This is a genomic window from Streptomyces sp. NPDC050610, assembly GCF_040654875.1.
GTDB lineage: Bacteria > Actinomycetota > Actinomycetes > Streptomycetales > Streptomycetaceae > Streptomyces.
This window is the reverse complement of sequence record NZ_JBFAIV010000036.1, coordinates 1-26,402: the sequence shown is the minus strand read 5'-3', so window position 1 is coordinate 26,402 and position 26,402 is coordinate 1. Positions and strand designations below refer to the sequence as shown.

Here is a 26,402-nt window from a genome sequence, read left to right as displayed (position 1 = left end):
GTCTCTGATATCGGCCGGCGTCCGTCGCCGACACGCTGCCTGCGGTGCTGCCACGCCTGTTCAATCCGTGGTGACGACCTCAAGGAGCTGGGGGCGGTCGGAGGCCAGAACGGTGCGCAGGGCGTCGGCGAGTTCCCCCGCCCGCTCGACCTGGTGGGCCTCGCAACCCTGGGCGCGGGCCATTCCCACGAAGTCCAGTCCGGGCAGCTTCGTGCCGACCGTTTTGCCGATACCGAAGCGTTCCGCGAAGCGGTCGACGGTCGCGTAGCCGCCGTTGTTGACGACGATCGTGGTGAGCGGGACATCCAGGGTGGCCGCCGACCACAGCGCCTGGACGGCGTACATGGCCGATCCATCGCCGACCACCGCGATCACCCGTCGACCGGGGCGGGCCAGGGCCATACCGACGGCCGCAGGCAGTCCGTAGCCGAGTGCTCCGCTGGATGTGGTGTAGAAGCTGTCCGCCCGGGTGTTCGGTAGGTGTTCGCACATAACGGGGCGACTGCTGGGCGCTTCCTCGACGATGACGCTGTCGGGGGGCCGCACATCGGCCAGCGTCTGCATCAGGAGGGCCTGACGGATGCCGTCGCCGTCCGCGGTCACCCTCGGGGCGCGCAGGCGCGGCTCGGGGTCGGGGCGGGACGCGTGCGGCAGGTGGTCCAGCAGGTCGCGCAATCCGGCCCGTACGCTGGTCAGGACCGAGGTGCCAACCGGTGTCCAGGCGGCGGTCTGCGGGTCGTCGGTGAGCTGGAACAGACTGGTTCCGGGCGGCAGGACGGGGCCTTCGCCGACCACGTGGTAGGTGAAGACCGGTGCCCCAAGCGAGAGGACCAGGTCGTGGCCGACGAGCTTCTCCACGATGCCCTCGCGGTGCGGCGGAAGGAATCCGGCGAAGAGCGGATGGTCCTCGGGGAAGCCGCAGCGCGAGGACATGGGCGGCGCCCACACCGGGGCGCGGTGGAGTTCGGCCAGCGCCACCACGTCCGCGAAGGCCCGTTCCTGGTCGACGGGGGCCCCGGCCACGAACACGGGCCGGGCGGCGACGGATAGGGCGCGGCCGACCTCCTCGATCAGGTCGGCGTCCGCTCGCAGCGCGGTGCTGACGGCTCGCGGCGCGAGCGGCTCGGCGGGCGCGGCCCAGTCGTCGGCCGGCACCGAGACCAGTACCGGTCCACGGGGCGGGGCCATCGCCAGGTGATAGGCGCGGGCGATCGCCGCGGGCACGTCCGCGGCGCGGGCGGGCTCCCGGCTCCACTTGACGTAGGGCCGTGGGAACGCGGCGGCATCGTCGTTGAACAGGTACGGCTCACCGGAGAGGAGGGAGCGGGCCTGCTGGCCGGCGACCACCACGAGGGGCGCGCGGTTGCGGTACGCGGTGAAGAGGCTGCCCATGGCATGCCCGACGCCCGCGGCAGAGTGCAGGTTGACGAAGGCCGCGTTGCGGGTGGCCAGGGCATGGCCGTCGGCCATGGCAAGGGCCACGGACTCGTGCAGTCCCAGCACGTAGCGGAAGTCGGCGGGAAATCCCTGGAACATGGGTAGTTCCGTGGATCCTGGGTTGCCGAAGACGGTGGTCATGCCGAGCGTCCGCAGCAGGTCCCACGTGACCTCCCGCACGGTCGGACGGATCCGGTCATCCACGGACGATCCCTTCCTCTGCTGCGGGGCCCTGTTGGTCCCGGTCGTTCCTCGTGTCCTCGATGGCCTTCCAGACGCGGTCCGGCGAGAGCGGCGTCGCCGTCAGACGGGAGCCGATGCCCGGGATCGCGTCCGCGACCGCGTTGGCGACGGTCGCGGGGGGCGGGATGGCGCCACCCTCGCCCAGGCCCTTGAACCCGCCCGGAATCATGGCGCTCGCAGTGACCCGGTCTTCGATCCGCACCCGTGGTACGTCGCCCGCGGCGGGCAGGCAGTAGCCGCCGTAACCGGTGGTCAGCGGGTGGCCGGTGACCGGGTCGTGCACGGCCTCCTCCAGTAGGGCGATGCCGAGCCCCTGGGCGACTCCGCCGGTGATCTGCCCGGCCGCGACCGCAGGGTTGACGAGCACGCCGCTGTCGTTGACGGTCCAGTAGTCCTCGACGCCGACCCGGCCGGTCTCCACGTCGACGGCGACCGCGGCACCGTGGGCGCTGTAGGCGAAGGTCAGCGCGGGCGGGTCGAAGTCGACAGTCTCCTCCAGCCGGATGTGGTCGCGGTCGGGGCGGCCCCAGCCCTTCCAGCCGCGGGCGGCGACCTCGGCCCAGGTGATCGTGCGCCCGACGGCGTCGAACACCCCGTCCTTCCGGCCGACGTCGGCCGGTTCGACGCCGAGGGCGGCGGCGGCGAGCAGGCGCATCCGCTCTTCCATGCGCTCCGCAGCCCGTACCAGCGCCCCGCCGGCCAGCGTGAGGGCTCGGCTGGCCTGCGAGGAGAGGTCCGAGTACGGGGTGGTGTCGGTGTCCCCCAGTTCGACCACGACCCAGTCCAAGGGAACGTCGAGCTGGTTGGCGACGATCTGTGCCAGCGTCGTCTCGATCCCCTGCCCGACCGCAGCGACCCCGGCGAAGACGGTGACCGTGCCGTCGTGGTTGACGCGCACTCGGGCGCTTTCCCAACCGCTCCAGTCGATGCCGAACATTTCGAGCAGCGCGGTGGGGGCGAAGCCGGTGATCTCCACGCTGGAGGTGACCGCGGTGCCGCGGCGCACGGTGTCGTCGGACTCCCGGCGGTGTGCGGCGGCGAGTTCGGCGGCCCTCCGCAGGGCGGCCGGGTAGTCGCCGCTGTCGTAGGTCAGGCCGGTCCGGGTGGTGTACGGCATCAGGTCCGGGCCGATCATGTTGAGCAGCCGCAGCTCTACTGGGTCCATGCCGAGTTCGCGGGCCGCCTCGGTGACCAGCCGCTCGCGGATCCAGGATGCCTCCTGCATCCCGTACCCCCGGTAGGCGCCGGTGGGCACGGTGTTGGTGTGGACGCCGGTCACCGTGGCTCCGGCCCGCTCGAAGCGGTACGGTCCCTCCAGCGCCAGGCCGGTGACCTGGAAAGGGCCGGAGCCCGCCTGGATCGCGAAGGCGCCGAGGTCGCCGTGGACGTCTGCGTGCAGGGCCAGGAAGCGCCCGTCGCCGTCGAGCGCCAGGCGGGCCACCGCCTGCTGGCCGCGGCCCTGGTAGGAGGCGGTCAGGTTCTCGGTGCGGTCCTCGACCCATTTCACCCGGCGCCCGAGCACCGTGGCGGCCAGGCAGACCAGGGCCTCGTCGACGTACAGGGTCACCTTGCCGCCGAACGAGCCCCCGACGTCGGGGGCTACCACGCGTACCTGGTCCATCCGCAGACGCAGGGTGGCGGCGAGTTCTCGGCGCACAGCGTGCGCGGACTGGGTGCTGCTGTGGACGGTGAGTCTCCGGGTCGCCGGGATCCACTCGGCGAGCACGCCCCTGGGTTCCATCGGGCTGTGGCTGACCCGCTGGACGCGCAGGCGCCGTTCGACGACGTGCGGCGCGCTCGCAAAGACTCCGTCCAGTTCCTCGTGGGGGTCGCCGAAGTGGATGACACCGGCGATGTTGTCGGCGACGTCCGGGTGCACCAGGGGCGCGTCGGGGGCCAGGGCGGCATCGATGCCGGTGACTGCGGGCAGAGGCTCGGTCTCCACGGCGACCCGCTCGGCGAGGTCCTCGGCGAGTGCCCTGCTTTCCGCGACGACCAGCCCGATCGGCTGTCCGACGTAGCGGAGGATCCGTGCCTGCGGGTCGACGGTGTCGGCGCTCTGGCCGGGCAGGCACCAGCTGGCGGGGATCGGGGAGAGCAGTTCGTCGATGGCGTCGGGGCCCAGCACGAGGGCCGCCGCCCCGTCTCCGTCCAGTGCCGCCGAGGCGTCGAAGCGGGTGACGCGGCCGTGCGCCGTGGTGCTGCGCACCACCGCGGCGTGCAGGACGCCCGCCTCGTCGATGTCGTCGACGTAGTGGCCCTCTCCACGCAGCAGCCGCGGCGCGTGGACCCGGGGCACCGACTGGCCGACCAACGGTTCGCGTGAGGTGCTCATTCGGCCACGTCCACCCGTCGCCAGTGGCGTTCGATCGCGGCGCGGATGCTTCCGTAGCCGGTGCAGCGGCACAGGTGGCCGTCGAGCACCTCGTGGGTGGTGGTCGCGGCGTCCAGTCCCGTGCGCTCGGCGTGATGGAGGGCCATCAACAGGCCGGGGGTACAGAACCCGCACTGCAGTCCGTGCTCCTCCAGCATCGCCTGCTGCAGGTCCGTCAGTTCGCCGTTGCCTGCCAGGCCCTCCACGGTTTCCAGCCGGCTGCTGTCCGCCTGTACGGCGAGCATCAGGCAGGAGCGCACCGGTTCCCCGTCGACCAGTACGGTGCACGAGCCGCAGGCTCCCTGCTCGCAGCCGACGTGGGTGCCGGTCAGGCGCAGGGTGTGGCGCAGGAAGTCGCTGAGCAGGGTGCGGGCCTCGGTGGGCGCGGTGCGCTTCCTGCCGTTCACAAGGACGGTGATCTCCATCGACCTCATGGCGAACTCCTTTCGACGGCCATGCGGGCGAGCGCCCGGCGGATGACGACGCGCAGCATCGCGGCTCGGTAGTCGGCGCCGGCGTGCAGATCGTCCGACGGGGCGACGGACGCGGCGGCGGTTCGCGCGACGGTGTCCGGCACGCCGTCGATCGGGTGCCCGATCAGGGCGTGCTCCGCGTCGCGCAGCCGCAGCGGCCGGTCGGCGACGCCCGCCGCGGCGATTCGGGCGCTGGTGACGACCGGGCCGTCGAGGCCGACGGTGACGCAGACGCCCACCAGCGGGCCGTTGGCACTGCCGCGCCGGGGCACCTCCTCGAAGCGGTGGCGAGCGTGCGGGCGGCGCGGGATCTCCACGGACGTCAGCAGTTCGTCCGGACCGAGGGCGGTCAGGTGCGGTCCCTGGAAGAAGTCCTCGGCGGCCACCACGCGCGTCCCACGCGGGCCGAGCAGGACGAGCCGGGCGTCCAGGGCGAGGACGGACGCAGGCAACTGGGCGGCGGGGTCGGCGTGGCAGAGGGAGCCGCCGCAGGTGCCGCGGTGCCGGATGTACCGGTGGGCCACGTGGGACACCGTCTGCGCGATCACCGGCAGGCAGGCGCCCAGGGCGGCGTCGGTCTCCAGGGTGTGCAGCCTGGTCGTCGCGCCGATCATGACAGTGTCCTGGGTGATCCGGATGCCGTCGAGTCCGAGGACCCGGTTCAGGTCGATCACGGTTGCCGGCCGGACCCGGCGCGCGTTCAGCAGGGGGACCAGGCTTTGGCCGCCCGCGAGGGGTACCGCGGGGCGTTCAGCGGTGGCCAGCAGCGAAACGGCCTGGTCCAGGGTGGTGGGCGCCAGGTAGTCGAACGCGGCCGGCTTCACGGCGTCGTCCTGTCGGGGAGGCCGAGGGCGCCGGTCTCGGTGCGTTCCCGCACCAGTTCGACGGCGCGTTCGGGGGTGAGGTGGCACAGCGCGTCCAGCACGGTGGCGTCGAGGAGCACCTGTGTGCTGGAGCGTTCCGACTCGAGTTTCAGTCGCATGCCATTGCCGGTGGGGGACGCGGAGACCCGTACAGCGGCGGATTCGCACACGATCCGGCACAGTTGGTGTTCCTGTCGTTCCGCGCTGTTCCAAGCAAGACCGCTCATGACCATTCCTGCCGCTTGATCTTCAGAAGATGATGGAGAGCTGTTCGTGGGTGGGCACTTCGGTGTCCAGCAGGACCCGGCGCCGGTCCAGGCGGTAAATGCCGTCCGGGAGTTCGGTCACCAGGTCCTCTCGGGCGGCGGTGGCCAGGGCGGCCTCGTCCCGACCTCGGGTCCAGGTGGCGAGCACCCCGCTGTCGACCCGCCAGGTGCCGGGGCGCCCGGTGGTGAACACCCGGACCGCGCCCAGGAAGCGGCGCGTCACTCCGCCGGGGCGGTCGGACCAGGCGTGCCTCAAGCCGACACGGCCGAGTTTGAGTTCAAGGATGTGTTTAGTGGCCTCGAAGAGCATCGCCCGGTCGCTGTGGCGCGCCAGATACGGGTCTTCCCGGAGCAGCGGCACGGGTATCTGGTAGAGGAAGTCCGGGTCGAGCAGGTCCAGCCACTCCTGGTACTCGCGGTCGTCGAGCAGCGCCGACTCCCCGGTGAGGAAGTCGCGCAGCGGCGCGTCCATGGCCCGCCGGCGCTCCCTGCGGACAGGGAAGGGGGTCTGCTCTGGCAGGGTCTGCACCGGCCCCTCGTCAGTTGACACCGGGGGTCTCCATCAGCTCGGACCAACGCCGGTAATAGCCACGCTGGTTGTGTTCGGACAGGGTGAGGTGCTCGGCAGCTCCGGGACCGGGGAAGTCGGGTAGCGGCGTTCCCAGGCCGAGGCCGAGGGAGAGGTCGGCCGGGGCGGTGTCGGCGACGCTTCCGGAGATCGCCGCGTCGATGCGGGCGAAGTTCTCGAAGTCGTCCATCTCGAAGAGGATTCCGCCGGCCGACTGGGAGCGCGCCTGGAAGGCGTAGGAGCGCTGTTTCCACTCCTCGCTCATGGAAGTGGGCACCAGCGTCCAGTAGGTGCACTCTGTGTGCCGGGCATCCAGGGGCGTGTGAGTGCGCCAGACGAAGTATTTCGTCAGGGGGTCGTCGGTGCGTCCGACGGCGTGGTCGTGCGAGACGCTCAGGAAGGCGGCGTTCGGGAAGACGGTGCCGTGGACGACCTCGCAGTGCGAGTTGAACTGCATCTGCTCGTAGGTCTGGCTCTCCGTGAAGCGGGGCCATTCCTCGCGAGGGTAGCCGAGGTACGCGACCTCGTCCGGGCTCCGCTCGGGCAGCCGGGGATCACCCTTCTCGATCACGTAGCCGGCGCGTACGGCGTGACCCTGCGGGGTACTGATGTTGACGGCCATAAGGTCGAGTTCGCCCACGCCCAGCGTGCCGTCGGCCAGGCTGCTGCCGTAGATGCTCTGTTCGAACGCCGCCTGATGGGTCGTCCCCATATGATATCCATCACCGGCAAAATTGTCGGTGGATATCTTCCAATTTCCCTTTACTGCGGAACGCTGCGGAGGCCCGTAGACCTCCCACTCACCGCCGGTGAGGTCGAGCATCGCGTCGAGATACCAGCGGAACTCACCGAGGTATTCCGGCAGCGGCGGGGCGTCCTCACTCCAGGTGGCGAAGATGAAACCCCGATATATTTCGGCCCTGGCCCGCCGAAGGTCGAACTCCGACTTCTCGAAATTGGCCGGATAGTTCTTTCGGACACTCGGGACGCCGACCAGCCGGCCGTCGTTCGCGTACGTCCAGCCGTGGTAACTGCACCTGAAATGCGCACTGTTTCCGAAGGTGGCTCGACACAGCTGCGTTCCGCGGTGGCTGCACGAGTTGAGCAGCACACTGATGCCGCCCTCCTCGTTGCGCACGACGATGACCCCGTCGTCGACGAGCCGTCGCAGCACATAGTCGCCAATGTCGGGCAATTCGGTGGCGAAGCCGAGGAGCTGCCAGGTGGGCCGGAACACTCGGCTGATTTCCTCCGCGAGGATCTGGTCGTCGGAGAAAGCCCGGCGATCGAGCCGAAACCTCTGCGGCGCAGACGGCGCTCGTCCGGTATCCGTCATCTTCTCTCCGCCTTTTCAGCGATCGGCACGGCATTTCTTGGAGATCACCGGACTCTAGACCGACCCGCCGCTGTCTGACCAGCTTGTCCACCCGGCTCGTCAATCACCCTGTTCGACCGCCGATCAGCGCATTGCCAGCACGACGCGATCCTGTTTCAGTGAGTCGGTGCCGCTATCAGCAGCGAGCAGCGAATCACCTCCCGGAGAAAGGAATCGCCGTGACGGCTCATGCGCTCTCTGCGCAGAAATTCTCACACAACGACCTCGAATACATACCGGACCCATTCTCGTTCTACACGAGGATGCGGGTGGAGAGTCCGGCCTTCCGGTCAGACCGCATTTTCGGCGGAGCCTGGCTGTTCTTCTCCTACGAGGACTGTCTGCGGCTCATGAAGGACGAGCGCCTCTCCAACGCACGGGCCGCCGTGCCGTTGTGGTTCCTGCCGGAGGAGCAGCGCACGGAGTTCGCCGACATGATCGGTGTCTACGAGCGGTGGCTCGCCTTCCATGACGGTAAGGAGCACACCGTCAACCGGCGGCAGGCGAACCACGGTTACCGTCCGTTCACCGACGAGTGGCTGGAGCCCCGCATCCAGGGGCTGGTCGACCGTCTGCTGGACGACGTCGACCCGCGCGGCTTCGACCTGATGCCGGAGTTCGCCTTCCCGCTGCCGGCCATGGTGATCGCCGACGTCCTGGGCGTGCCTGTCGAGGCGCACCCGGAGCTGAACCGGTGGACCGACGACATCGCGCACCTCTTCGGCTCCACTCAGGTCACCGTCGAGCACCTGAAGCGGACCCAGGCCAGCACCCGTGAACTCACCGAGTTCCTGGCCTCGCCGGAGACGATGCGCCACTCGGAAGAGCAGGGCGGGTTACTCCACTCGCTGCGCACCACAGAGGTGCACGGCCACCGCTTCTCGGAGAAGGACGTGGTAGCGCAGGCCGCGCTGCTGCTCTTCGCCGGCGTCGCCTCGATCCGCTACATGATCGGCAACAGCGTGCAGGTGCTCGCCGACGTGCCCGTCGTCGAGCGCGACCGGCTCCTGCACCCGGAGACGGTCCACGGCGCGGTCGAGGAACTGCTACGGCTGTGCACCCCGGTGCAGTTCGTCGGTCGCGTGGCCCAGTCCGACATCCCCTACACCACCGCTGCGGGCGAGCGGATCGTGCTGCCCGCCGGGCGGCCGATCATGCTGTATGTGGCGTCCGCCAACCGCGATCCGGGTCAGTTCGAGCAGGCCGACTCGCTGTGGCTCGGGCGGCCCGCCCCCAACAGGCACCTGACCTTCGGCGCCGGGCGGCATCTGTGCTTCGGCGACCCGCTGGTGCGTCAGACCCTGCGCATCGCGCTGGCTTCGCTCTACCGGCGGATGCCGTCGCTCCGGGTGGTGCAGGACAGCCTCAACTACAACAACAACCTCGGCTTCCACGGGTTCACCGAGCTGAGGATGCGGGACGGCGTGGCCTGACACCGCCCGCCCCCGCCGCCGAATCTCCGCCACGGCCGCGAACGGTCGGGGCGTTCATCCTTCAAGGAGAGCGATGTCCCTTCTGAAACTGTCGAACTTCGTGGACGGCAAGCGGTCCGAGCCCGCCGCCGGGGCCTACGCCGAACTGGTCGACCCGTGTACGGGCCAGGCTTGGGCGCAGGCCCCGGTCAGCGGCCCGCAGGCCGTCGACACCGCGATGCGGGCGGCCGCGAACGCCTTCGAGCAGTGGCGGCGGACCACGCCGTCCGAGCGGCAGCAGGCGCTGCTGCGGATCGCCGACGCCCTGGAGGCACGGGCCGAGGAATTCTCCACCGTCGAGGCGCGTGACACCGGAAGCACCGCCGCGGCGGGTGAAGTACCCCTGCTGGTGGACCAGTTGCGGTTCTTCGCCGGCACCGCCCGGTTGCTGGAGGGCAGGTCAGCAGGCGAGTACGACGGAGCGCACACCTCGTACGTGCGCCGCGAGCCGGTCGGTGTCTGCGCCCAGCTGGCGCCGTGGAACTTCCCGCTGCTCATGACGGTCCTCAAGAGCGCCCCGGCCATCGCGGCGGGCAACACGGTCGTGCTCAAGCCGGCGCGGACTACGCCCGGCACGGCGCTGCTCTTCGCGGAGATGGCCTCGGAGTTCCTGCCTGCCGGGGTGCTGAACGTGGTCTGCGGCGACCCCTCGACGGGCCGACTGATGGTGGAGCACCCGGTGCCCTCGCTGGTCTCGCTGACCGGTTCGGTGCCCGCGGGCATGGACGTCGCCCGCCGCGCGGCCGCGACCCTGAAACAGGTCCACCTGGAGTTGGGCGGGAAGACACCGGTCGTCGTGTGCGCGGACGCGGACTTGGACGCGGCCACCGCCAAGATCGTCGAGGGTGCCTTCTGCAACGCGGGACAGGACTGCACCGCGGCCTCGCGGATCTTGGTGGACCGCACGATCCACGATGACTTGGTGGAGCGGCTGGTGCGGGCAGCGCAGGCGGTGCACCTGGGTCCGCCGTCCGACCCCGAGGCGTTCTACGGGCCGCTCAACAACGCCGCCCAGCTTGAGCGCGTCAGCGGTGTCCTGGAGCGGCTCCCCGAGCACGCGAGCGTGCGCACCGGCGGTGTGCGCCAGGGCGACGAGGGCTACTTCTTCGCCCCGACCGTCGTCAGCGGCGTGCGCCAAGACGACGAGATCGTCCACACCGAGGTCTTCGGCCCGGTCCTGACTGTCCAGCCCTTCGACACCGAGGACGAGGCCGTACGGCTTGCCAACGACCTGGAGTACGGGCTGGCGGGGGCGGTGTGGACCACGGACCACACCCGGGCCATGCGGCTGACCGGACGCCTCGACTGCGGCACGGTGTGGGTCAACACCCACCTCGGTTTTCCCTCCGAGATGCCGCACGGCGGGTTCAAACGCTCCGGTAACGGCAACGACCTCTCGGTGTACGGGTTCGAGACGTACACCCGGATCAAGCACGTCATGCATCACGTGGGCGGCTGAGGTCCCGCACACCGGGGCGCGGGCCGACCACGTTCAACCGCGATCGCGGCGCAGTTGGGCGTCCGGCCCGGGGACGTCGTATGGGGCGCGCCGGCTACGGCCGCCGCGCCTCGGGCCCGCTCGGTCCGACGGGATCCGGACGACACCGCTGAGGGCCATCCCTCAGCGGACCGCGAGCCCGCCGTCCGGGCGCAGTACCTCGCCGGTCAGCCCCACAGCCGCGGCCGATGCCAGGAACCGGTAGTACGGCGCGAGCTGCGCCGGTTCCAGCAGCACGCCGAGCGGGTTGTACGCGCGGATGGTGCGCTCGATCTCCTCCCGGCGCAGGAACACCAGCCGGCCCTCGTCCGTGACTGCGTCCACCGCCCGCAGCCCGGTTACCACGCCGCCCGGCGCCACGGCGTTGACCCGCACCCGGGGCGCGAGGTCGGCGGCGAGGTGTCGCACGACGCCCAGTGCGGCGTGTTTGGCCGCGGCGTAGGCCACGCCGGCACCGTTGCCGCTGACCAGGAAGGAAGCGTCCGAAAGCGTGAAGACCATGCATCCGCCGGTCCGGATGAGCTCTTCCACGGCGGCCCGGGCGCCGAGGAGGTAGCCGAGCACGTCGACGTCGAGCACGCGGCGGGTCACCTCGGCCAGCTCGGCCGCGGGGAGGTCACGCAGGCCCGCTCCCCCGTCGTGCACCCCAGCGTTGCCGACGAACACGTCGAGGCGCCCGTGGCGGGCGACCACCTCTTCGACCGCCCGGGCGTTGTCCTCGGCGCTGCGCACGTCGCCCTCGACATACGACACCCCAGGCGGGGGCGCCCCCTGCGGGACCTGCCGGTCGAGGACCACGACCCGGTGGCCGTGCGCCGCGAAGTCCTCCGCCACCGCCCGGCCGATGCCGGAGCAGCCGCCGGTGACCAGGGCGACCGGTGCCGTGCCCCGGGCCCCGGCGGCCGATGCCGTGGCAGGGGCCTCGGTGTCCTGGGAATCGCTCATACCGGCGGCGCCATCCACACGCCGGGGTCCGGCAGCCCGTGCAGGGCGGCGGAGATGTGCGCGTCACGCGTGTTGGCCGTACCCCACACATCTGTGGTGCGGGCCGAGGCCGGGTACACCTTCGGCGTCCAGCCGTGCTCGTCGTCGATGATTTGCGCCGCGGTGGTGTATTCCAGAACGAACCCTGATGAAGGGTCCTGAAAGTAGGCGAAGGTGTTCTGCCCGACACCGTGCCGGCCCGGCCCCCACAGCGGGGCGATCCCCTCGCGCATCATCGCGCCGGTAGCCCGCATGAACTCGTCGAGCCCCCGGTTCTCGAAGGCGATGTGGTTGAGCGAGGTGTGCGGTGCCGCGCTGAAGGCGACGATGTGGTGGGCGCGGCCAGTCCGCATGAAGCACATGATGTCCTCCACCCAGTCCGAGACCCGGAAGCCGAGCACGGACGCGTAGAAGGTGCTGGCGGCCTGCACATCCGGGGTGTTGAGCACGACATGGCTGATGCCGACCGGGCGAACCTCGGTCTCCTCGACCGGGCGGAACGTCCGCCCCCGCACGTCGGCGGAGACCTCGACGGTGCGGCCGTCGCAGTCCAGGAACCGCAGCGCGTAGCCCCCGCCGGGTTCGTGACGCGGCCCGGGTTCACAAACCAGCCGTGCCTGCGGGTGGCGGCCGACTCGATCTGCGATCTCGTCGACCTCTGCGGGAGAGTCGGCGGCCAGCGACAGCAGGTCCACCCTCGGCTCCTCGGTCTCCCTGAGCCGCAGCACATGGCTCTCCGGGCAGCCGGAACCGAGGTAGTCGAGTTCCCCGTCGGAGGTCACGAGCTCCAACTGCCAGCGCTTCTCGTAGAAATCGCGGGCCTTACCGAGATTCGGCACCCCGAGTGCCACGTGCCGGACGTGCGCAACCATGTTCTTCCTCTTTCGAATGATGTCGTCGGGCGGATCACGGATTTCGGTTCTCGCCGGTCAGCGCGCGCCGGGCAGCCAGGACACGAAGACCACCTCCGGCGGCTCGTCCCCGGGCGCGAGCAGGGCGGCGACCGCGGAGCGGATCTCCTCGCGCCGGCGGGCCTCGGTGCCCGGCGGGTAGACGGGCTGCCTCGCGGGCGGCGCGTCGTCGCCCGGAGCCGGTGCCTCCGTGCAGGACGGCTGTCGGGTGCCGTCCTCCTCCGGGCACCACAGGTCGAAGCGGCCATCGTCGCCCTCCGGGGTCCACCGCAGTCCCGGACGCCGTCCGGCCTGCTCTGCCAGCGTGCAGAGCAGTTCGGGGTCGAGCGCGGTGCCGCACGTTCCAGCACCGTGGGCCTCGGCTCCGCCGGCATCCGCCTGGGATGTCCCCCAGTCGCGCCACGCCCGCAGGCCATCCGTGAGGCGGGCGTTGGGGATGCCGCGAAACGCGACGGCCGATGGCGATGCGAACGCCGCCACGGCGCGTTCAAGGGTCAGCTCTCCGCCGTCCGCCCACTCCGGTCCACCGTCCGGCTTGGCGCAGCCCACGTGCAGGACCGCGTCGTAGCGGTAGAGGGTCATCTCGGTCGGGGCCGCACCGCGGCGCGGGGCGCTCTCCACCTCCGTCACCTTGGGGAAGCACCGCGGCAATTGGTGCAGATGTCCGGGGTCCACGGCGAGTTCGCCGTCCAGCCGCAGATCGCGGGCCACGCGCGCGGCGAGCGTTTCACGGGCTGCGCCCGGCGCGGCCCGGCGGTGCCCAAGCGCAGTCATCGCACCGAGGAGCCGGGGGTGCCGCAGGTCTCCGAGGTAGACGTGCCCGCCCGGCTGCACCAGAGGTAGCACCCGGCGCAGTACGGCCTCCAGATACAGCACCGAAGGGAAGTACTGCACGACCGAATTGATGACCACCATGTCGTAGCCGTCTCCCGGCGGGCGGGCCAGCGCGTCGCCCTCTGCCACAGTGATCTCCGTGTCCGGGGACTGTGCCGTCAGCGGGCCCGCCAGTTCCCGCAGCCGCGCCACGGCGTGCTGGGAGAAGTCGGTGGCGGTATACGAAGCGGGGCGCAGCCTCCGCACCAACGGCTCCATCAGGAGGCCGAATCCGGCGCCTATCTCCAGGATCCGGCGGGGCGCGCGCCTGGCGATCCGCTCCACCGTGACGTCGGCCCACTCGGCCATGTCGGCGGCGGGTACCGGAAGTCCCGTAATGCCGTCCCGCCAGCCGCGGTAGCGCGCGTCCTCGAGCTCGTCGTCGGATCCGGCGGGGTCGTAGCAGTCTTCGAAGACCGCACGCCAGGAATCCACCGCGAAATCCTCGACGATCGTACCGAGGCCGGACGTGTCCTCGTGGGGAACCACGTGTATGCGGGACAGGTTTCCCTCGGGCCCGTATTCCATTTCCACCGCCCGAATCCGGGGGTGGGCGTCGAGTGCGGCCGCCCATTCCAATGGCGTGGTCCGCTCCGGCGCGATCCTTCCAAAGGGCTTCGACATTCGAGTGCCCTCCCTTGAACGGGAATCCGTGCAGGATGTGTCGGGCGATCCTATGGGCTGATCCATGAAGACACAGGGCCGTGCGAGTGCTCACATCGAACACCGGGCGAACCCCCGCCGGGCTTCTACAGTCGTCCCGCATGAGTCAGTACGATGTGATCGTCGTGGGTGCCCGGTGCGCTGGAGCACCGCTCGCCATGCTGCTCGCCCGCGCGGGCCGTTCGGTTCTGCTCTTGGACCGTGCCGAATTTCCCAGCGACACGCTCTCGACCCACTGGATCCTGCGCGGTGGCATCGAACTCCTGTCTTCCTGGGGTCTGTTGGACGCGTTGGCGAATTCCGGCTGCCCGCCGATCGAGCGGCTGAGCGTGGACCTTGGCGACATGGTGCTCAGCGGCACCCCGCTGTCGTACGGCGCGCCGGCCACCACCTACGCCCCGCGGCGCCATGTCCTGGACGCCCTGCTGGTCAGGGCGGCCCGCGCCGCCGGCGCGGAGGTGCGCGAGGGCTGCGCGGTGCGCGACGTGCTATGGCAGGGCGACACCGTCGTGGGGGTCACCGGCCGTGACCGGCGGGGTGACGCTTTCACCGGGCTCGCCCGTGTCGTGGTCGGCGCCGACGGGCGCGACTCCACGGTCGCGCGGGCTGTGGCCGCCCCAATGACCCGTGACCGCGGGGCGCTTGCCTCGACCCTGTACGCCTACTGGGCTCACCTGCCGGTCGACGGCGCCCGGACGGTGGTGCGGCCTGGTAGGGGGGTGGCGATGTGGCCGACCCATGACGGGCTGACCGTGGTGGCGCTGACGCTCCCGCGCCCCGAGTTCCTGGCCCACCACACCGGTGCCGAGCGGCTGTACCTGCGGTCGCTGGAGCGGCTGCCCGAGGTGGCCGGGCGGTTGCGCGGGGCCGAACGGACCGGCAGGGTCCGAGCGGCGGGCCGGGTGCCGAACTTCTTCCGCCAGGCACACGGCCCGGGATGGGCGCTGGCGGGCGACGCCGGCCAGCACAAGGACCCGATCGGCGCGCATGGCATCACGGACGCCTTCACCGACGCGGACCACCTGTCCCGGGCGCTCGGCCAGGGCCTGGCCGGCCGCACGCCGATGGCCCGCGCCCTGGCCCGGTACGCGGCGCGGCGGGACGCGGGGCGCGGGGCGACGTTCGAGTTCATCTGTCGTCAGGCGTCCCTCGCCCCGTTGGACGACGACTTCGCCGGGCTGCTGCGTGCCTCCGCCAAGGACGAGTCGCTGCGCCAGGACCTGCTGGGGGTCTTCGCGGGGAGCCTGCGGATCGAGGAGTTCTTCACACCGGCCCGGATACGGCGTCATGCACCGGACGCCGCCGGCCGACTGTTTCCTGACCGCACTTGAACACGGGACACACCAGATTCCGCTCGGCGTGAATCTCGGAACATGAGCCACACAACTCAGACCTTCCCGCATTCGGAATTCAACCTCCCCGGACGGCGCTGACGGATCCCGCCGAGCAGTACGCAAATCCGTCGCGGCCGACGGGACTGTCCGGAATCCTCCCGAAACACGGCGGCGGTGGTCAGACAGTGAAGTCCTTGCATATCGTGTCGCGCATCCGACGACCACGGTACCCGTTCTGGTGGTGAATGCTATTTCAACCCGACAGGAGAGCTCGTCCGATGACGGAGAATGGCACCAGGTCACGTTCGACGCCCCGCTCGGCGCGTGGCATTCAGAGGACCTGACCCGCCATGTCTTCTTCATGGATGAGGGAATTGAGGACTTCTCCCTCCTCATGTCGCCGGACGGCCTGCTGACGGGCCTGGCGCTGCGGATCTCCGCGACGGCCCGCCGGACGCCGAGCGAGATCGCCCGCGCCGTCCGCGAGGTGGTCGCCGAGGACATCAGCCGCCGGATGAACATCCCGCAGAAGAAGATCTGGGAACTGCCGGGTTCGGGACGCGAAGCGCGCGACGTGCTGTTCGAACTGCTGGATCGTGACGACGTGTTCCACTCGGGACCCGGGCAGATGGCGATCGGCGGGCCGCTGCTGAGGGTCCTGGACCGGCTGGACGCCACGCTCCGCGCCCTGGTCACAGAGCGGTTCGCGGCGGTGGAGTACCGCTACCCGACGCTGCTGCCCACCTCGGTCGTGGAACGGTGCGGCTACTTCGACTCGTTCCCGCACTTCGTGATGTTCGTGACCCGGCTGCACTCCGACATCGACTCCTACCGACGGTTCGCCCGTCTCAAGCAGGAGGGTGCAGAGGTGTCCGACTACGCCGTGGGCCTGGCGGCCCCGGCGGACCATTGTCTGCCGCCGACGATGTGCTTCCACACCTACCACCAGTTCGCCGGCCGCCGGTTCGCGCCCGGCAAGGGCACTGTGATCACCAGCCGCGGCGCGTCGTTCCGGCACGAGTCGCGCTACGCGCACGGCCTGGAGCGTCTGTGGGACTTCACCATCAGGGAGACGGTCTTCTTCGGCGACCGGACCTTCGTCCGGAACACCCGTCAGCGGCTGATGGAGGAGGTCCGCGAACTCCTCGCCTGCCTCGGGTTGCAGGCTCACCTAGAGGTCGCGAACGACCCCTTCTTCCTCGGCGCCGACCGCGGCGACCAGCTCGCCGTCCAAGCGCTCGCCGAGACCAAGTACGAACTGCGGATGCCGATCGGTGACGGACGGACGGTCGCCGTCGGTTCCTTCAACTACGCGGACGACTTCTTCACCCGCCGCTTCGACCTCGCGTTCGCGGACACTTCGACGCTGCGCTCGGGCTGCATGGGCTTCGGCCTGGAACGGCTGGCCTTCGCATTCCTCTGCCAGTACGGCCTGGACGAGGCCGGCTGGCCGCCGCAGATCACCGGAACCCTTGGCCCGGCGCCCCTGTACTCATCACGACTTGGTGGTCTCGCATGAAATCCGAACCCGGTACCTTCGGGCGAACGCTCGCGGACATCTGGACCCAGTCGCTCGGCGTCGAGGAGATCGGCGACCACGACCACTTTCTCGATCTGGGCGGCAACTCCATCACCGCCATGATGATCTGCCGCCGCGCCCAGGAGGTCGGCATTCGGCTTACCCCCCGACTGCTGTTCACCCACCCCACCCTGGCCGAGCTCACCGAGGCTCTGCGCGCGGGAAACGCTTCGGAACGGCCGACGATGTTCCCCTCGCCGGAGCAGTACGCTCTGCTGCGCGCCCGGGAGGAAAAGCGGCCCCGTGCACCGCGCATGGCGGTGCTGCGCACCGCTCCAGGGCTGCGTCCTGACGTCATCCGCACGGCGCTGCGCTCCCTGCTCTCCCGTCATCCGTCCCTGCGCCAGCGGCTGGTGCGGGAGGACGGACGGTGGACGCGGGTCGCGCTGTCCGTACCGCCGGGCTCGGCATCGGTGCTGAGAGTCGTCGACACGGTCGCCGGGGAAGCACCGGCTGAGCCCGGGGAGACCGTCGCGGAACTGACCGGCCGGATCAACCCGGACCGAGGAGACCTGATCTGCGCGACCTTCGTCGACGCCGGGCCGGGCGGCCCCGGAACGCTGACGGTGGCCGTTGATCCGCTGGGCGCCGACCTCGTTTCCTGGCCCGCGCTGCTCCAGGACCTCGTCCACGCGGCTGAATTGGCGCAGCGGGACGAGCCCGGCCTACCGCCCGCCGCCGGGGACTCCTTCGACCGGTGGGCAGAGCTGCTGACCGAATGGGCGAACGGGGACGAGGCCGCCGGCCGCATGGAGCACTGGCAGCGGCTGCCGGTCTCTCCCCCGCCGCTGCCCGTCGCCGTGAACGTCTCTGGCCCGCCGGTGGGCCCCCGTACGCTGACCGCCTTCGCGCCGGCCCTCACCATGGACGCCGCTCGGATGACCGCAGTGCTGGCGGCCGCGTTCGCGCCTCCGGCGCAGGAGGCCGTCGCGGCACGGGTCTTCGCCGCCGAACTCGACGCCGACGGCCGCGAGAAGTGTCCCCCCGACCTCGACTTCTCCACCGCGGTCGGTCCCTTCACGGCCGTGTTCCCCTTCACGGTCGCCCTCGCACACGACGCCGATGTGCACCAGGACCTGGAGGACGTCTTCACCGCTCTGAGGGCCGTGTCCGACGGGGGCGCGGACTTCGGCGCGCTGCGCCACCTCTCCTTCGACGCGGGGACACGGGGCCGTTTGGCGGCCCTGCCCCGGCCGACGCTGCGGCTCCACTGGGCCCCGCAGCCGGACGCCCCGGTTTCGGACGTCCTGGCGGCCGACGGACCGTTCGAGTTCCGCGACGCCCCACCGGAGCCGGACCGACCCGACGCGCTCGTCGCCGTGGCCCGCCCGGACGCAGGCCGGGTGCGTGTCGACCTGTCCTACGACCCGCGGGGCGTACGGGAGGAAGCCGTGCGGGAACTGCTGGACCGTGCAGTCGGACGGATCGGTGAACTGGCCGAAGCCGTCCCTGGCGACGGCGCGGGACGGCCGAGCGCCGAGCGGTTCGCTCTGTCGGGGCTGGCGCAAGACGATCTCGACGCCCTGCTGAGCGGGATGCTTTCGGGCACGGATGAGGAGGCGGACCGATGAACCAGGGCGTCGAGGACGTGTTTCGGCCTGCGCCGTTGCAGGAGGGCATCCTGCTGCACTCCCTGCGCGACGACGACACCGCCCTGTTCGTCAGCCAGTTGACCTGCCGGCTGACCGGCCGGACCGACCACGGGGCACTGCGCCGGGCGTTCGAGGCTGTGGTGGGCCACCACGCGGTGCTGCGCTCCTCTTTCCACGCCGGGACGGCCAGGCACCCCGTGCAAGTCGTGCACCGTGAGGCCAGGGCCCCCTTCACCGCGCACGACGTGCGCCAGGGACCGCCGGACGGCCTGGAGCGGCTGCTGCGCGAGGACCGGGCCCTCGGCTTCCGGCTGGACCGCTCTCCGCTGACCCGGCTTGCCTGTGTCACCGTCGACGACGACCACGACGTGCTGGTGTGGACCTACCACCATCTGCTGATCGACGGCTGGAGCGCCCAGCTCGTCCTCGACGACCTGTTGAGCGCGTACGAGGCGCAGTGCAGGGGCATCACTCTGCGGCTGCCGCAGCGCCGCCCCTACCGCGACTTCCTCGCCTGGCGGCAGCGTCAGGCCGGCTCGCCGGCCCTACGCGGTCTCACGGAGCGGCTCGCGAGCACGTCAGGGCCGACCGTCCTGCCGAGCACCGGCCGTCCCGGTGGAGCGCCGGCCGGAGCGCGCTTGGCCGAAGTACGCACGACGGTCCCCGGGGACCGGCTGGTCCGTCTGCGTGCCACGGCCCGTGAGGCGCAGATCACCCTGAGCAGCCTGGTCCAGGCCGCCTGGGGAGTCACCCTGTCCCGTTACGCGGCCGAACCCTCGGTCGTCTTCGGCACCACCGTGAGCGTCCGGCCCCCGGAGCTCGCGGGCTCCGACGCGATGGTCGGCGTGCTGCTCAACACGCTGCCCACCCGGGTCGACGCCGATCCCGCCCGGTCGGTGCGAGAACTGCTCTCGGCCACCCACACGCAGCAAGTCGAATTGCAGCAGGCCGGGCACGTCGCCCTCGCCGAGGTGGCGTCGGCCGCGGGACGGCCTGCGGGGCAGCCCCTCTTCGAGACCGCCGTAATCGTGGAGAACTACCCCACCGACCTGTCCGGCCTGCGCCGACAGACCATCGGTGTCGAGGACATCTCGTACGTGCAGCGCAACGACCTGCCGCTGTCGGTGCTGGTGGTAGAGGGCGACGAGCTGCAACTGATCATCGCGCGGGACAACGCCCGCTACACCGCCGACGACGCGGTTCTGTTCCTGGCCCAACTGGAGCTGGTCCTCGACGGGTTCGCCGGCGGCCTCGACCGCCGGCTGGGGGAGCTGCCCGCTGTCACCGCCGCGGAGCGCGCGGCGGAGCTGGAGCGGACGCCGCGGGCGGTGCCGCCGGACTGCGGGCCCCGGTGTCCGCCCCACGCCGTCGCCGGGCGGGCAGGGACGGCCCCCGACCTCACCGCAGTGTCGATGGACGGCCGACGGCTCGGCTTCGGCGAACTGCACGACCGGTCCCGCCGTGTGGCGGACTGGCTGGCCGGGCAGGGTATCGGCGCCGGGGACACCGTCGCGGTGTGGGCGTCCCCCTCTCCGGACACCGTCATCGCGGCCCTGGCCGTCTCCGTGGCGGGCGCCTCGCTGCTGGCTCTCGACCCGCAGGACGCCGAGGCCGACTGGGCCCACGCCCTTGTCGAGGGTCGCCCCGGCGCGCTGCTGACGACCAATCAGGTCCTGTCGCACCTGGCGGTGCCCGGTGCCCTGCCGGTGCTGCGCCTGGACGGCGGCCTTCCGGAACTTGGCGCCTCGGACTCGTCCGCCGCTGCACGGCACGACGCACAGTGCCGTTGCGCGGCGGAGTTCGCCGAGGTCTGCGGGCTGGACTCCCACGACGTCGTGCTGCACCTGGGGCCGCTCGGCGCCACGTGGGCGGCACAGGCCCTGGCGGCCCTGGCCACCGGTGCGCTCCTGGTCCTTGCTCCGGAAGAAACCGTCTCCACCGGGGTCCCGCGCCAGGTCGCCGACCACCGGACGACGGTCCTGACGGGTGCCACCCCGCGCACCGTACGGTCCTGGGCCGCCGCCGGGCCCCCAGCCCGGACACACACGGTGCGGCTGCTGGCGCTGGACGGCGAGCCATTGGAGGACGCGGACACCGAGCACGTCACGGCGCTCTTCGGTGCCGCCTGCGAGCTGGTGGGCCTCTACCGGCCCGACGGGCACCCGCTGCCGGTCGCGATGCACCGGGGCCGGACCAACGACGGCCGGGCCGGGCGCGTCGGCCGTCCGTCCGCCGGGATCACACTCCTGGTCCTCGACGCGTCGGGCGGGCCCGCGCCGGTGGGCGCTCCGGGCACGCTGTTCCTCGGTCGCGGACTGGGCACCGTCCCCCGCCCGACCGGCGACGCGGCAAGGCGTCTGCCGGACGGGAGCGTGGAGCGGCTCTCCGCGGCGCACCCGGTGGAACGGCTGGTGCGCGCCCATCCCTCGGTCGCCGACGCCGTCCTGCTCCCCGGGGCCGCCGAAGAGGCCGGAGGCCGAACGCTCCTCGTCACCCGCCGACGCCGGGCGGAGAATCCCCACCCTCGGGTGGAGTCGCTGGTGCAGGATCCGTCCGTCGAGGTGGTGGAGGTGCCGGTGATGCCGCTGACAGCCTCCGGCAGGGTCGACCTGGCCGCGCTGACGGCCGCGCCCGCCGCGGGCCGGCCGGACGACGGGCCGAAGTTCCCGACCACGTCCGAGGAGAAGACCATCGCGGGGATCTTCGCGGGCCTGCTCGAACTGCCGGAGGACACCATCACGCTGCACGAGTCCTTCTTCGTCCTGGGCGGCAGTTCCCTCGACGCACTACGCATGCTGACGCAGGTCGGGGAGGCGTTCGGGGTGGAGGTCCCCCTGGACTCGCTCTTCACCGCCCCGACCGTCGCGGGCCTGGCCGCTTCGCTCTCCACGGCACGCTGAGCCGGCGGTGCGGTCGCAGAAAAGTCCGGTGCGGTCAGAAGACACGCAGGACCGCGTGGAGTTTCTCCGCCACGGATTCTTCCCGCTGCCATACCCGTCTGACGGCATCGGCATGTTCGGGTATGTTCCCGTCCGCCCTCCCCCGCCGCATTTCGGCGAGGACATTCATACGGAGCCTGAAGAGATCGGAGGTCAGCATCCGGTAGCCCGCCGTGACATCCTGAAGATACTTCCCCATGCCGAGATTCTCGGAGACGTACTCTAGGCGTTTCACCATACCGGCCTTATGTTCCCACAGAAGGTGGAACAATCGATAGTCGACCTCCCTGCCCTTGCGGTGCAATTCGCCCAGCTGATACAGAAACCTTTCGTAGACCGCCACCCCGGTGACGGTCGAGAAGTCGTCCGGCAGTTTCTCCGGGTCCGGATGGAAGGTCCACCACCAGTTGCTCCGCCCGTCCCGGGTGGGATCCGCGGAGGGACCCCCCAGGAAGTCACACACCTGGCCTCTGAAGACAGGGAGGGAGAATTCATGACTCTGGCCCTTCGCGCGCATCAGCCTCATCGGATGATGGATGTACTCGAAGGGCCCGCCTGGCGCGGAGAGGCGGAGCCCGCGGGCGAAAGCCTCGGAGAACTCCTCGTATCCCCAGCGCAGGCGGGTGAAGACACGGTCGCCGTCGAAGCCGAGAACGTCGAATTCCCGGGTCCGGTCGTCGTATCCGTGGAGGAGGAGGTCGTGGACGAAGGGTTCAGACCAGCTGCGCAGATGGGACTCGTCGACCCATATGACACAGGAGAACCCCTCGTTGAGGAAGTCCTTCGCGAAATCCACGAACGACTCGATCCTCTCTGCCTCCGACCGTTCGACGACGCGGACGTCGAGAACGTCCGCACAGCTCCACGAATCGAGGAAGTCGATGTACAGGGTCTGCTCGTCGGACGACGCGCCCATGGCATAAAGCTGCACATATCTAGAGTAGAACCATCCGGTCATGCCTGGGTCCGCAAGGATAACGCAGAGGGGAAAAGCACCCGAGAGATAGGTGTTGTGATCCCTCTGCAGGGCTACGGGCAGCCTTAGGACCGGTTTCAAGGTAATCACTCGCTTCCCTGGATTGCGAATCACGCTAGAGCCGCCTCGTTCACAGCGTCAAGGTGGCCGTTCCGAGTCGAACAGCATTGACACCCGGAGCCGCGACAGGAATTTTCCCTCCCCTCTCATACGCCGGGAATTCCGATTCAAAGAAGTTTGTTGGCCATGTCCTCAATCAGCAGGTCTTGTCCGAAAGTGGTCGACCTCGGAATCGCCCTCCTGCCCCTCACCGCCTTGACCGCCTGTTCCGGAAGCGACGACGGTGAGAGCAGCGCGAGCGGAAAAATATCCGGGGAGATCACCTTCCGTTCCTGGAACCTCCGGGCGAACTAAAAGGACTACGTTGACGGAATCCTCGACGAGTTCGAGAAACAGCATCCAGGCGTCCAGGTCGAGTGGACCGACCAACCCGCCGACGGCTACGGGGGCAAGCTCAGCGCCCAAGCCGGTGCGGGGACCCTGCCCGACGCCGTACATGTCGCGCCCGACCTCGCCTTTCCCTTGGCCAAGGCGGGTCTGCTGACGAACCTCGACAAGGAGCCTGCGGCCGCACGCTTCAAGGGCGCGGTGAACTACACGCCCGTGATCATGAGCAACGAGATGAAGACGATCCTGCAGCAGGGCGCTCCAGGGCAAGAAGTCGCCTCGGAAGGCGCTCGACGACGCCGTCGCACAGTGCAACGCCCTGCTGTGGCAGAGTTGATGAGTCGACGCAGTGCGCGAACCCGGCCCGCCGCGCACCGGGCGATCAGCCCCTGCCTGTTCCTGCTGCCCGGCGTCGGGGGCGTCACGGCCTTCAGCCTGTACCCCTGCACAGTGTCTTCTCCCGGGACCCGCATCTGGACGCCGTCGGCAGCGTCGTCGCCGTCGCCCCGCTCAACGTCCTGTTTGCCTGCCTCCAGCGCTTCTTCTTCCGGGGGACGGGCGAGGGCGCCCTCAAGAGCTGACCGGCGCACGACCTGTGTCTGACCGAACAGCTCGACCGGACGGGTACGTTGGTGCCAATGTGCCGGTCGCCCAGCCGGGTCCGCCTTACTTCCGCATCCACCCACCCCTCGCGCTCGACCGGAGCACTGCCACATGCTTGACGTACGCGACGTAGAGGTGCGGGCTGGCGCCCGCTTACTCCTGTCGAAGGTGTTCTTCAACGTCGCGCCCGGCGACCGGGTCGGGCTCGTCGGCAGGAACGGAGCCGGCAGGACAACGCTGGACGAAGGCGTACGGGACGCAGGAGGCGCTCTCGGGCGTCGACCTGACGGTGGAGCGCGGCAACCGGCTGGTCGTCCTGGGGCTCAACGGGGCCGGAAAGACAACGCTGTTGCGCATCCTCGCCGGGGCCACCGAGCCGGACGAGGGCGAGGTGCTGCCGGGGCACGGACTGCGTCTCGGCTACTTCGCACAGGAGCACGACACCCTCGATCTCTCCGCCACCGTAGCCGCCAACCTGGCATCGGCCGCGCCGCACCTGGGTGACGGCGAGGCCCGCCAAGTGCTCGGGGCGTTCCTGTTCACCGGGGACGACGTGGAGAAGCGGGCCGGGGTGCTCTCCGGAGGCGAGAAGACCCGGCTGGCTCTGGCCTGTCTCGTGAACTCCAGCGCCAATGTCCTGCTGTTGGACGAGCCCACCAACAACCTGGACCCTGCTTCGCGCGACGAGGTGCTGGCAGCGCTGGCTACCTATCCGGGCGCCGTGCTGCTGGTCGCCCACGACGAGCACGCGCTCGCGGCGCTGAATCCGGACCGGGTGCCGATCCTCCCGGACGCGACCGAGGACCTGTGGAACGACGACTACGCCGATCTGGGCCGCCCGTCCTGACGTCCCGGCGTGGCTCCTGCCCCCGGGACCTACACGAAGACGAAGATCAGCCCCGGGAAAACGGTGGATGTCTTTCTCCGACGCCTGGACGGCTTCGTGGACACCTCGTCGTACCCGCCCTGTCAGCCAGCTTGTCGAACCACCGTTGTACGCGGAGCCGATTACCTTGCCGCTGGCCACCTCCGACGCGACAAAGAGTGTGGTGGCGCCGGACAGCACATTCTGCAAGCCACCAACTCCCTTGGCCTTCGACCGGACCGACTGCCGCCACTGCGACGTCGTCGAACAACAAGCGTGACCACCCGCTACAACACAACCCGTGGGGGGAGGGCACCGCCCACCTGTGTACCGACTACGTCGATTTGAACAACCGTGCCGCCCCGAGGTCAGAAGCCGTCCGCACCGTCGACGGCCTGCTCACCGCTCAACTCGTCGCCCAGGCTCCGCCACAGGTCCGCGTAACCGTTCATCAGCGTCGCCATCGGCACCCGGCAGTGGGCCGGCACGGAGGCGAGGATCGTCTGCCGTTCGCGCGCCACCATGGCGCAGACGTCCAGCAACCGCAGGATCGTCCGGCCCGAGTCGTTGAAGCGCAGCGAGGGGTCCCGCCGTAAGGAGCTGAAGACGTCGAGCAGTTCTTCCGGCGACTGCACGGCGTTCAGGAAGCGCTCGGCAGCGCGTTCCCGGGATTCCGGGGTACCGTTCGGACCGGGCGTGATGCCCCGCAATTTCGGCGGCACGGGATCGTCGCCGCGCATGATCCGGTTGCGTACATCGGCGACCGTGGCCGGCGAGATGCCCGCTTGCCGGGCGATGGTGCGCAGCGAGGCGCTGGGGTCCGCCTTGATGAGGGCTCCCGCGACCTCACGGCCGCGCGTGGCGTCAAGCGGCCTGGCCCGGCCGTCCAGTCCGATCCGATGGTCCGACGCCGACACGTCGCCCGACATCTGGCGGCGGATTTGGGCGACCCTGCGGGCTGACATGCCGACGACAACGGCGACCGCCCGGTCTGACCACTGCGGCTGAGAGGCAATGACGCGACCGGCGGCAGCCATCCGATCCTCCGTCGACAACGGCTTGCCATGCACGATGTTGGTCGCCACGGCCAGGAGGTCGGCCTCGGCCTCGACTCCGTCGAAGAACCGCACCTCTATGCGGTCCTGTCCGCGCAACTCCGCAGCCCGCAGCCGGTGCAGACCGTCGATGACCGACATCGTCCCGCGATGCACGAGGATCGGAGGCAGCCGGGTCTCCTTCTCGGCGAGCTCATGGGTGTACTCGCTGTCCTCCCCCGCCAGCCGCGGCGTCCGTGTCAGTCTCAGCGCAGCGATCGGTACTTCCACAACCGGCGCCGTCGGGAGGCTCTTGTCCCGCAGCGCGATCAGATACTCCGAGCTTCGACACTCCAACATGTCCGGCGCAATCTCCATGGTCGAACTCATCGCCCCGACATATCCCTTTCTCGTACGGGAGAATGGCGAGTCGCACCCCGCAGGCGTGCCGCACTCACGGGACTCAGCCGACTCTCCTCTAACCGCCTCCAATATCGGTACCCGATGGCGCACGCCGGGCTGCTGTGTCAATTACGTCGACGCAAGTCCACACGGCCGCGCCCGTCGACCCGCACCGCAGCACTGTCCGCGCCGGACCATCAAGCCCGATCGCAGCTAACCGCCACGGCGTCACATGCTCATATAACGGCCACGGCGCGGGGAAGGCGGAGGCCGGGAGACAAACCGGCCTTGGCACCTTGATGCCAGCACGGCGGACCGGAGGTCGGCCTCCGCGCGTCTCGATTCCGCGCACCTTTCCCTGCGACTGCGACCTTGATCAGAGTGGCCAGGGATGTCGGTGTGGTGGAGCGGCAGCGGTAGTAGGCGAGTTCCCCGGTGGTGCGGTTGCGGCGGATCAGCAACTGGTGGCGGCCCGGGGCCGGCTCGGCGAGGTCGATGACGGCCCAGTCGTAGAACCGCTGCCCCTTCGCGCCGCATCCGGCCGAGAGCTTCTGCCAGGCCCGCTTCGGCACCCTCTTCACCAGGGCATCGGCGCGGAACTTGCCTGCGCCGGTGGGTACTTCGGCCGAGC

General features: G+C 70.1%; 18 protein-coding genes and 4 pseudogenes. 9 read left to right on the top strand and 13 right to left on the bottom strand.

Translation table 11 applies throughout. The features are described 5' to 3' along the window. Nucleotides 1–60 precede the first annotated feature (60 nt). The 7 genes from mdlC to AB0I22_RS32455 are packed head-to-tail and all read right to left on the bottom strand — an operon-like array spanning nt 61 to nt 7,560. The gene (gene mdlC / locus AB0I22_RS32485) at nt 61–1,641 is read right to left on the bottom strand and encodes a benzoylformate decarboxylase (RefSeq protein ID WP_363134573.1); all 1,581 of its coding nucleotides are present in this window, start codon (nt 1,639–1,641) and stop codon (nt 61–63) included. Beyond that, nucleotides 1,634–4,015, bottom strand: a complete 2,382-nt coding sequence (locus AB0I22_RS32480) for a xanthine dehydrogenase family protein molybdopterin-binding subunit (RefSeq protein ID WP_363134572.1) — start codon at nt 4,013–4,015, stop codon at nt 1,634–1,636. Before AB0I22_RS32480 ends, mdlC begins: the two co-directional genes overlap by 8 nt. Further along, complete coding sequence (locus AB0I22_RS32475; RefSeq protein ID WP_363134571.1) at nt 4,012–4,488, bottom strand: (2Fe-2S)-binding protein; 477 nt, start codon at nt 4,486–4,488, stop codon at nt 4,012–4,014. The genes AB0I22_RS32480 and AB0I22_RS32475 overlap by 4 nt, the downstream gene beginning before the upstream one ends. After that, complete coding sequence (locus tag AB0I22_RS32470; protein WP_363134570.1) at nt 4,485–5,351, bottom strand: xanthine dehydrogenase family protein subunit M; 867 nt, start codon at nt 5,349–5,351, stop codon at nt 4,485–4,487. Before AB0I22_RS32470 ends, AB0I22_RS32475 begins: the two co-directional genes overlap by 4 nt. Then, nucleotides 5,348–5,617 (bottom strand): hypothetical protein, encoded by a 270-nt coding sequence (locus AB0I22_RS32465; protein ID WP_363134569.1) that lies wholly within the window; start codon nt 5,615–5,617, stop codon nt 5,348–5,350. The genes AB0I22_RS32470 and AB0I22_RS32465 overlap by 4 nt, the downstream gene beginning before the upstream one ends. 22 nt (nt 5,618–5,639) lie before the next feature. Next, nucleotides 5,640–6,206, bottom strand: coding sequence for an aromatic-ring-hydroxylating dioxygenase subunit beta (locus AB0I22_RS32460; protein ID WP_363134568.1), 567 nt, complete (start codon nt 6,204–6,206; stop codon nt 5,640–5,642). Further along, nucleotides 6,196–7,560: a Rieske 2Fe-2S domain-containing protein gene (locus tag AB0I22_RS32455; RefSeq protein ID WP_363134567.1), complete on the bottom strand. Its 1,365-nt coding sequence runs from the start codon at nt 7,558–7,560 to the stop codon at nt 6,196–6,198. The genes AB0I22_RS32460 and AB0I22_RS32455 overlap by 11 nt, the downstream gene beginning before the upstream one ends. Nucleotides 7,561–7,778: 218 nt before the next feature. Between AB0I22_RS32455 and AB0I22_RS32450 the strand changes: the two genes are divergently transcribed. Beyond that, on the top strand, nt 7,779–9,032 hold the full coding sequence (locus tag AB0I22_RS32450; protein ID WP_363134566.1) for a cytochrome P450: 1,254 nt from the start codon (nt 7,779–7,781) through the stop codon (nt 9,030–9,032). Between the two features lie 73 nt (nt 9,033–9,105). Next, nucleotides 9,106–10,530: an aminobutyraldehyde dehydrogenase gene (locus tag AB0I22_RS32445; RefSeq protein ID WP_363134565.1), complete on the top strand. Its 1,425-nt coding sequence runs from the start codon at nt 9,106–9,108 to the stop codon at nt 10,528–10,530. A gap of 162 nt (nt 10,531–10,692) precedes the next feature. Here the strand turns inward: AB0I22_RS32445 and AB0I22_RS32440 are convergent, their stop codons facing one another. From AB0I22_RS32440 to AB0I22_RS32430, 3 genes are read right to left on the bottom strand one after another with little or no spacing between them, the layout of a single operon-like run. After that, entirely contained in the window at nt 10,693–11,514 is an 822-nt protein-coding gene (locus AB0I22_RS32440) for an SDR family oxidoreductase (protein WP_363134564.1), read from the bottom strand. Next, on the bottom strand, nt 11,511–12,425 hold the full coding sequence (locus AB0I22_RS32435) for a VOC family protein (RefSeq protein ID WP_363134563.1): 915 nt from the start codon (nt 12,423–12,425) through the stop codon (nt 11,511–11,513). Before AB0I22_RS32435 ends, AB0I22_RS32440 begins: the two co-directional genes overlap by 4 nt. A 57-nt stretch (nt 12,426–12,482) precedes the next feature. Next, the gene (locus AB0I22_RS32430; RefSeq protein WP_363134562.1) at nt 12,483–13,961 is read right to left on the bottom strand and encodes a class I SAM-dependent methyltransferase; all 1,479 of its coding nucleotides are present in this window, start codon (nt 13,959–13,961) and stop codon (nt 12,483–12,485) included. A 140-nt stretch (nt 13,962–14,101) separates the two neighbouring features. Between AB0I22_RS32430 and AB0I22_RS32425 the strand changes: the two genes are divergently transcribed. The 4 genes from AB0I22_RS32425 (at nt 14,102) to AB0I22_RS32410 (ending at nt 21,405) form a co-directional block, all read left to right on the top strand. Then, nucleotides 14,102–15,331 carry an NAD(P)/FAD-dependent oxidoreductase gene (locus tag AB0I22_RS32425; protein WP_363134561.1) on the top strand — a complete coding sequence of 410 codons (1,230 nt, stop codon included), beginning with the start codon at nt 14,102–14,104 and terminating at the stop codon, nt 15,329–15,331. Nucleotides 15,332–15,695: 364 nt separating this feature from the next. Continuing rightward, entirely contained in the window at nt 15,696–16,853 is a 1,158-nt protein-coding gene (locus AB0I22_RS32420; protein ID WP_363134560.1) for a hypothetical protein, read from the top strand. Further along, entirely contained in the window at nt 16,850–18,484 is a 1,635-nt protein-coding gene (locus AB0I22_RS32415; protein ID WP_363134559.1) for a phosphopantetheine-binding protein, read from the top strand. Before AB0I22_RS32420 ends, AB0I22_RS32415 begins: the two co-directional genes overlap by 4 nt. Beyond that, entirely contained in the window at nt 18,481–21,405 is a 2,925-nt protein-coding gene (locus AB0I22_RS32410) for a condensation domain-containing protein (RefSeq protein ID WP_363134558.1), read from the top strand. The genes AB0I22_RS32415 and AB0I22_RS32410 overlap by 4 nt, the downstream gene beginning before the upstream one ends. Nucleotides 21,406–21,439: 34 nt before the next feature. Here AB0I22_RS32410 and AB0I22_RS32405 read toward each other — a convergent pair whose 3' ends face one another. Beyond that, on the bottom strand, nt 21,440–22,375 hold the full coding sequence (locus tag AB0I22_RS32405) for a hypothetical protein (protein WP_363134557.1): 936 nt from the start codon (nt 22,373–22,375) through the stop codon (nt 21,440–21,442). A 477-nt stretch (nt 22,376–22,852) separates the two neighbouring features. On the opposite strand from AB0I22_RS32405, the pseudogene AB0I22_RS32400 reads away from it, so the two are divergent. The 3 pseudogenes from AB0I22_RS32400 to AB0I22_RS32390 form a co-directional block, all read left to right on the top strand. Then, nucleotides 22,853–23,014, top strand: a pseudogene (locus tag AB0I22_RS32400) (extracellular solute-binding protein); the annotation flags it as partial. A 296-nt stretch (nt 23,015–23,310) separates the two neighbouring features. Next, nucleotides 23,311–23,448: pseudogene (locus AB0I22_RS32395) on the top strand (carbohydrate ABC transporter permease); the annotation flags it as partial. Between the two features lie 263 nt (nt 23,449–23,711). Beyond that, a pseudogene (locus tag AB0I22_RS32390) lies at nt 23,712–24,317 on the top strand (ATP-binding cassette domain-containing protein); the annotation flags it as partial. Between the two features lie 386 nt (nt 24,318–24,703). On the opposite strand, the gene AB0I22_RS32385 reads toward AB0I22_RS32390, so the two are convergent. Together AB0I22_RS32385 and AB0I22_RS32380 are read right to left on the bottom strand one after the other, a co-directional pair. Further along, nucleotides 24,704–25,759, bottom strand: a complete 1,056-nt coding sequence (locus AB0I22_RS32385) for a ParB N-terminal domain-containing protein (protein WP_363134556.1) — start codon at nt 25,757–25,759, stop codon at nt 24,704–24,706. A gap of 377 nt (nt 25,760–26,136) precedes the next feature. Further along, nucleotides 26,137–26,402, bottom strand: a pseudogene (locus AB0I22_RS32380) (IS701 family transposase); the annotation flags it as partial.

Excerpts from the sequence above, each read along its gene's own strand:
- AB0I22_RS32435 (WP_363134563.1), bottom strand. The coding sequence starts at position 12,425 with ATGGTTGCGCACGTCCGGCACGTGGCACTCGGGGTGCCGAATCTCGGT.
- AB0I22_RS32385 (WP_363134556.1), bottom strand. The coding sequence starts at position 25,759 with ATGAGTTCGACCATGGAGATTGCGCCGGACATGTTGGAGTGTCGAAGC.
- AB0I22_RS32440 (WP_363134564.1), bottom strand. The coding sequence starts at position 11,514 with ATGAGCGATTCCCAGGACACCGAGGCCCCTGCCACGGCATCGGCCGCC.
- AB0I22_RS32425 (WP_363134561.1), top strand. The coding sequence starts at position 14,102 with ATGAGTCAGTACGATGTGATCGTCGTGGGTGCCCGGTGCGCTGGAGCA.
- AB0I22_RS32445 (WP_363134565.1), top strand. The coding sequence starts at position 9,106 with ATGTCCCTTCTGAAACTGTCGAACTTCGTGGACGGCAAGCGGTCCGAG.
- AB0I22_RS32480 (WP_363134572.1), bottom strand. The coding sequence starts at position 4,015 with ATGAGCACCTCACGCGAACCGTTGGTCGGCCAGTCGGTGCCCCGGGTC.
- AB0I22_RS32420 (WP_363134560.1), top strand. The coding sequence starts at position 15,696 with ATGGATGAGGGAATTGAGGACTTCTCCCTCCTCATGTCGCCGGACGGC.
- AB0I22_RS32465 (WP_363134569.1), bottom strand. The coding sequence starts at position 5,617 with ATGAGCGGTCTTGCTTGGAACAGCGCGGAACGACAGGAACACCAACTG.
- AB0I22_RS32430 (WP_363134562.1), bottom strand. The coding sequence starts at position 13,961 with ATGTCGAAGCCCTTTGGAAGGATCGCGCCGGAGCGGACCACGCCATTG.
- AB0I22_RS32415 (WP_363134559.1), top strand. The coding sequence starts at position 16,850 with ATGAAATCCGAACCCGGTACCTTCGGGCGAACGCTCGCGGACATCTGG.
- AB0I22_RS32455 (WP_363134567.1), bottom strand. The coding sequence starts at position 7,560 with ATGACGGATACCGGACGAGCGCCGTCTGCGCCGCAGAGGTTTCGGCTC.
- AB0I22_RS32475 (WP_363134571.1), bottom strand. The coding sequence starts at position 4,488 with ATGAGGTCGATGGAGATCACCGTCCTTGTGAACGGCAGGAAGCGCACC.
- AB0I22_RS32410 (WP_363134558.1), top strand. The coding sequence starts at position 18,481 with ATGAACCAGGGCGTCGAGGACGTGTTTCGGCCTGCGCCGTTGCAGGAG.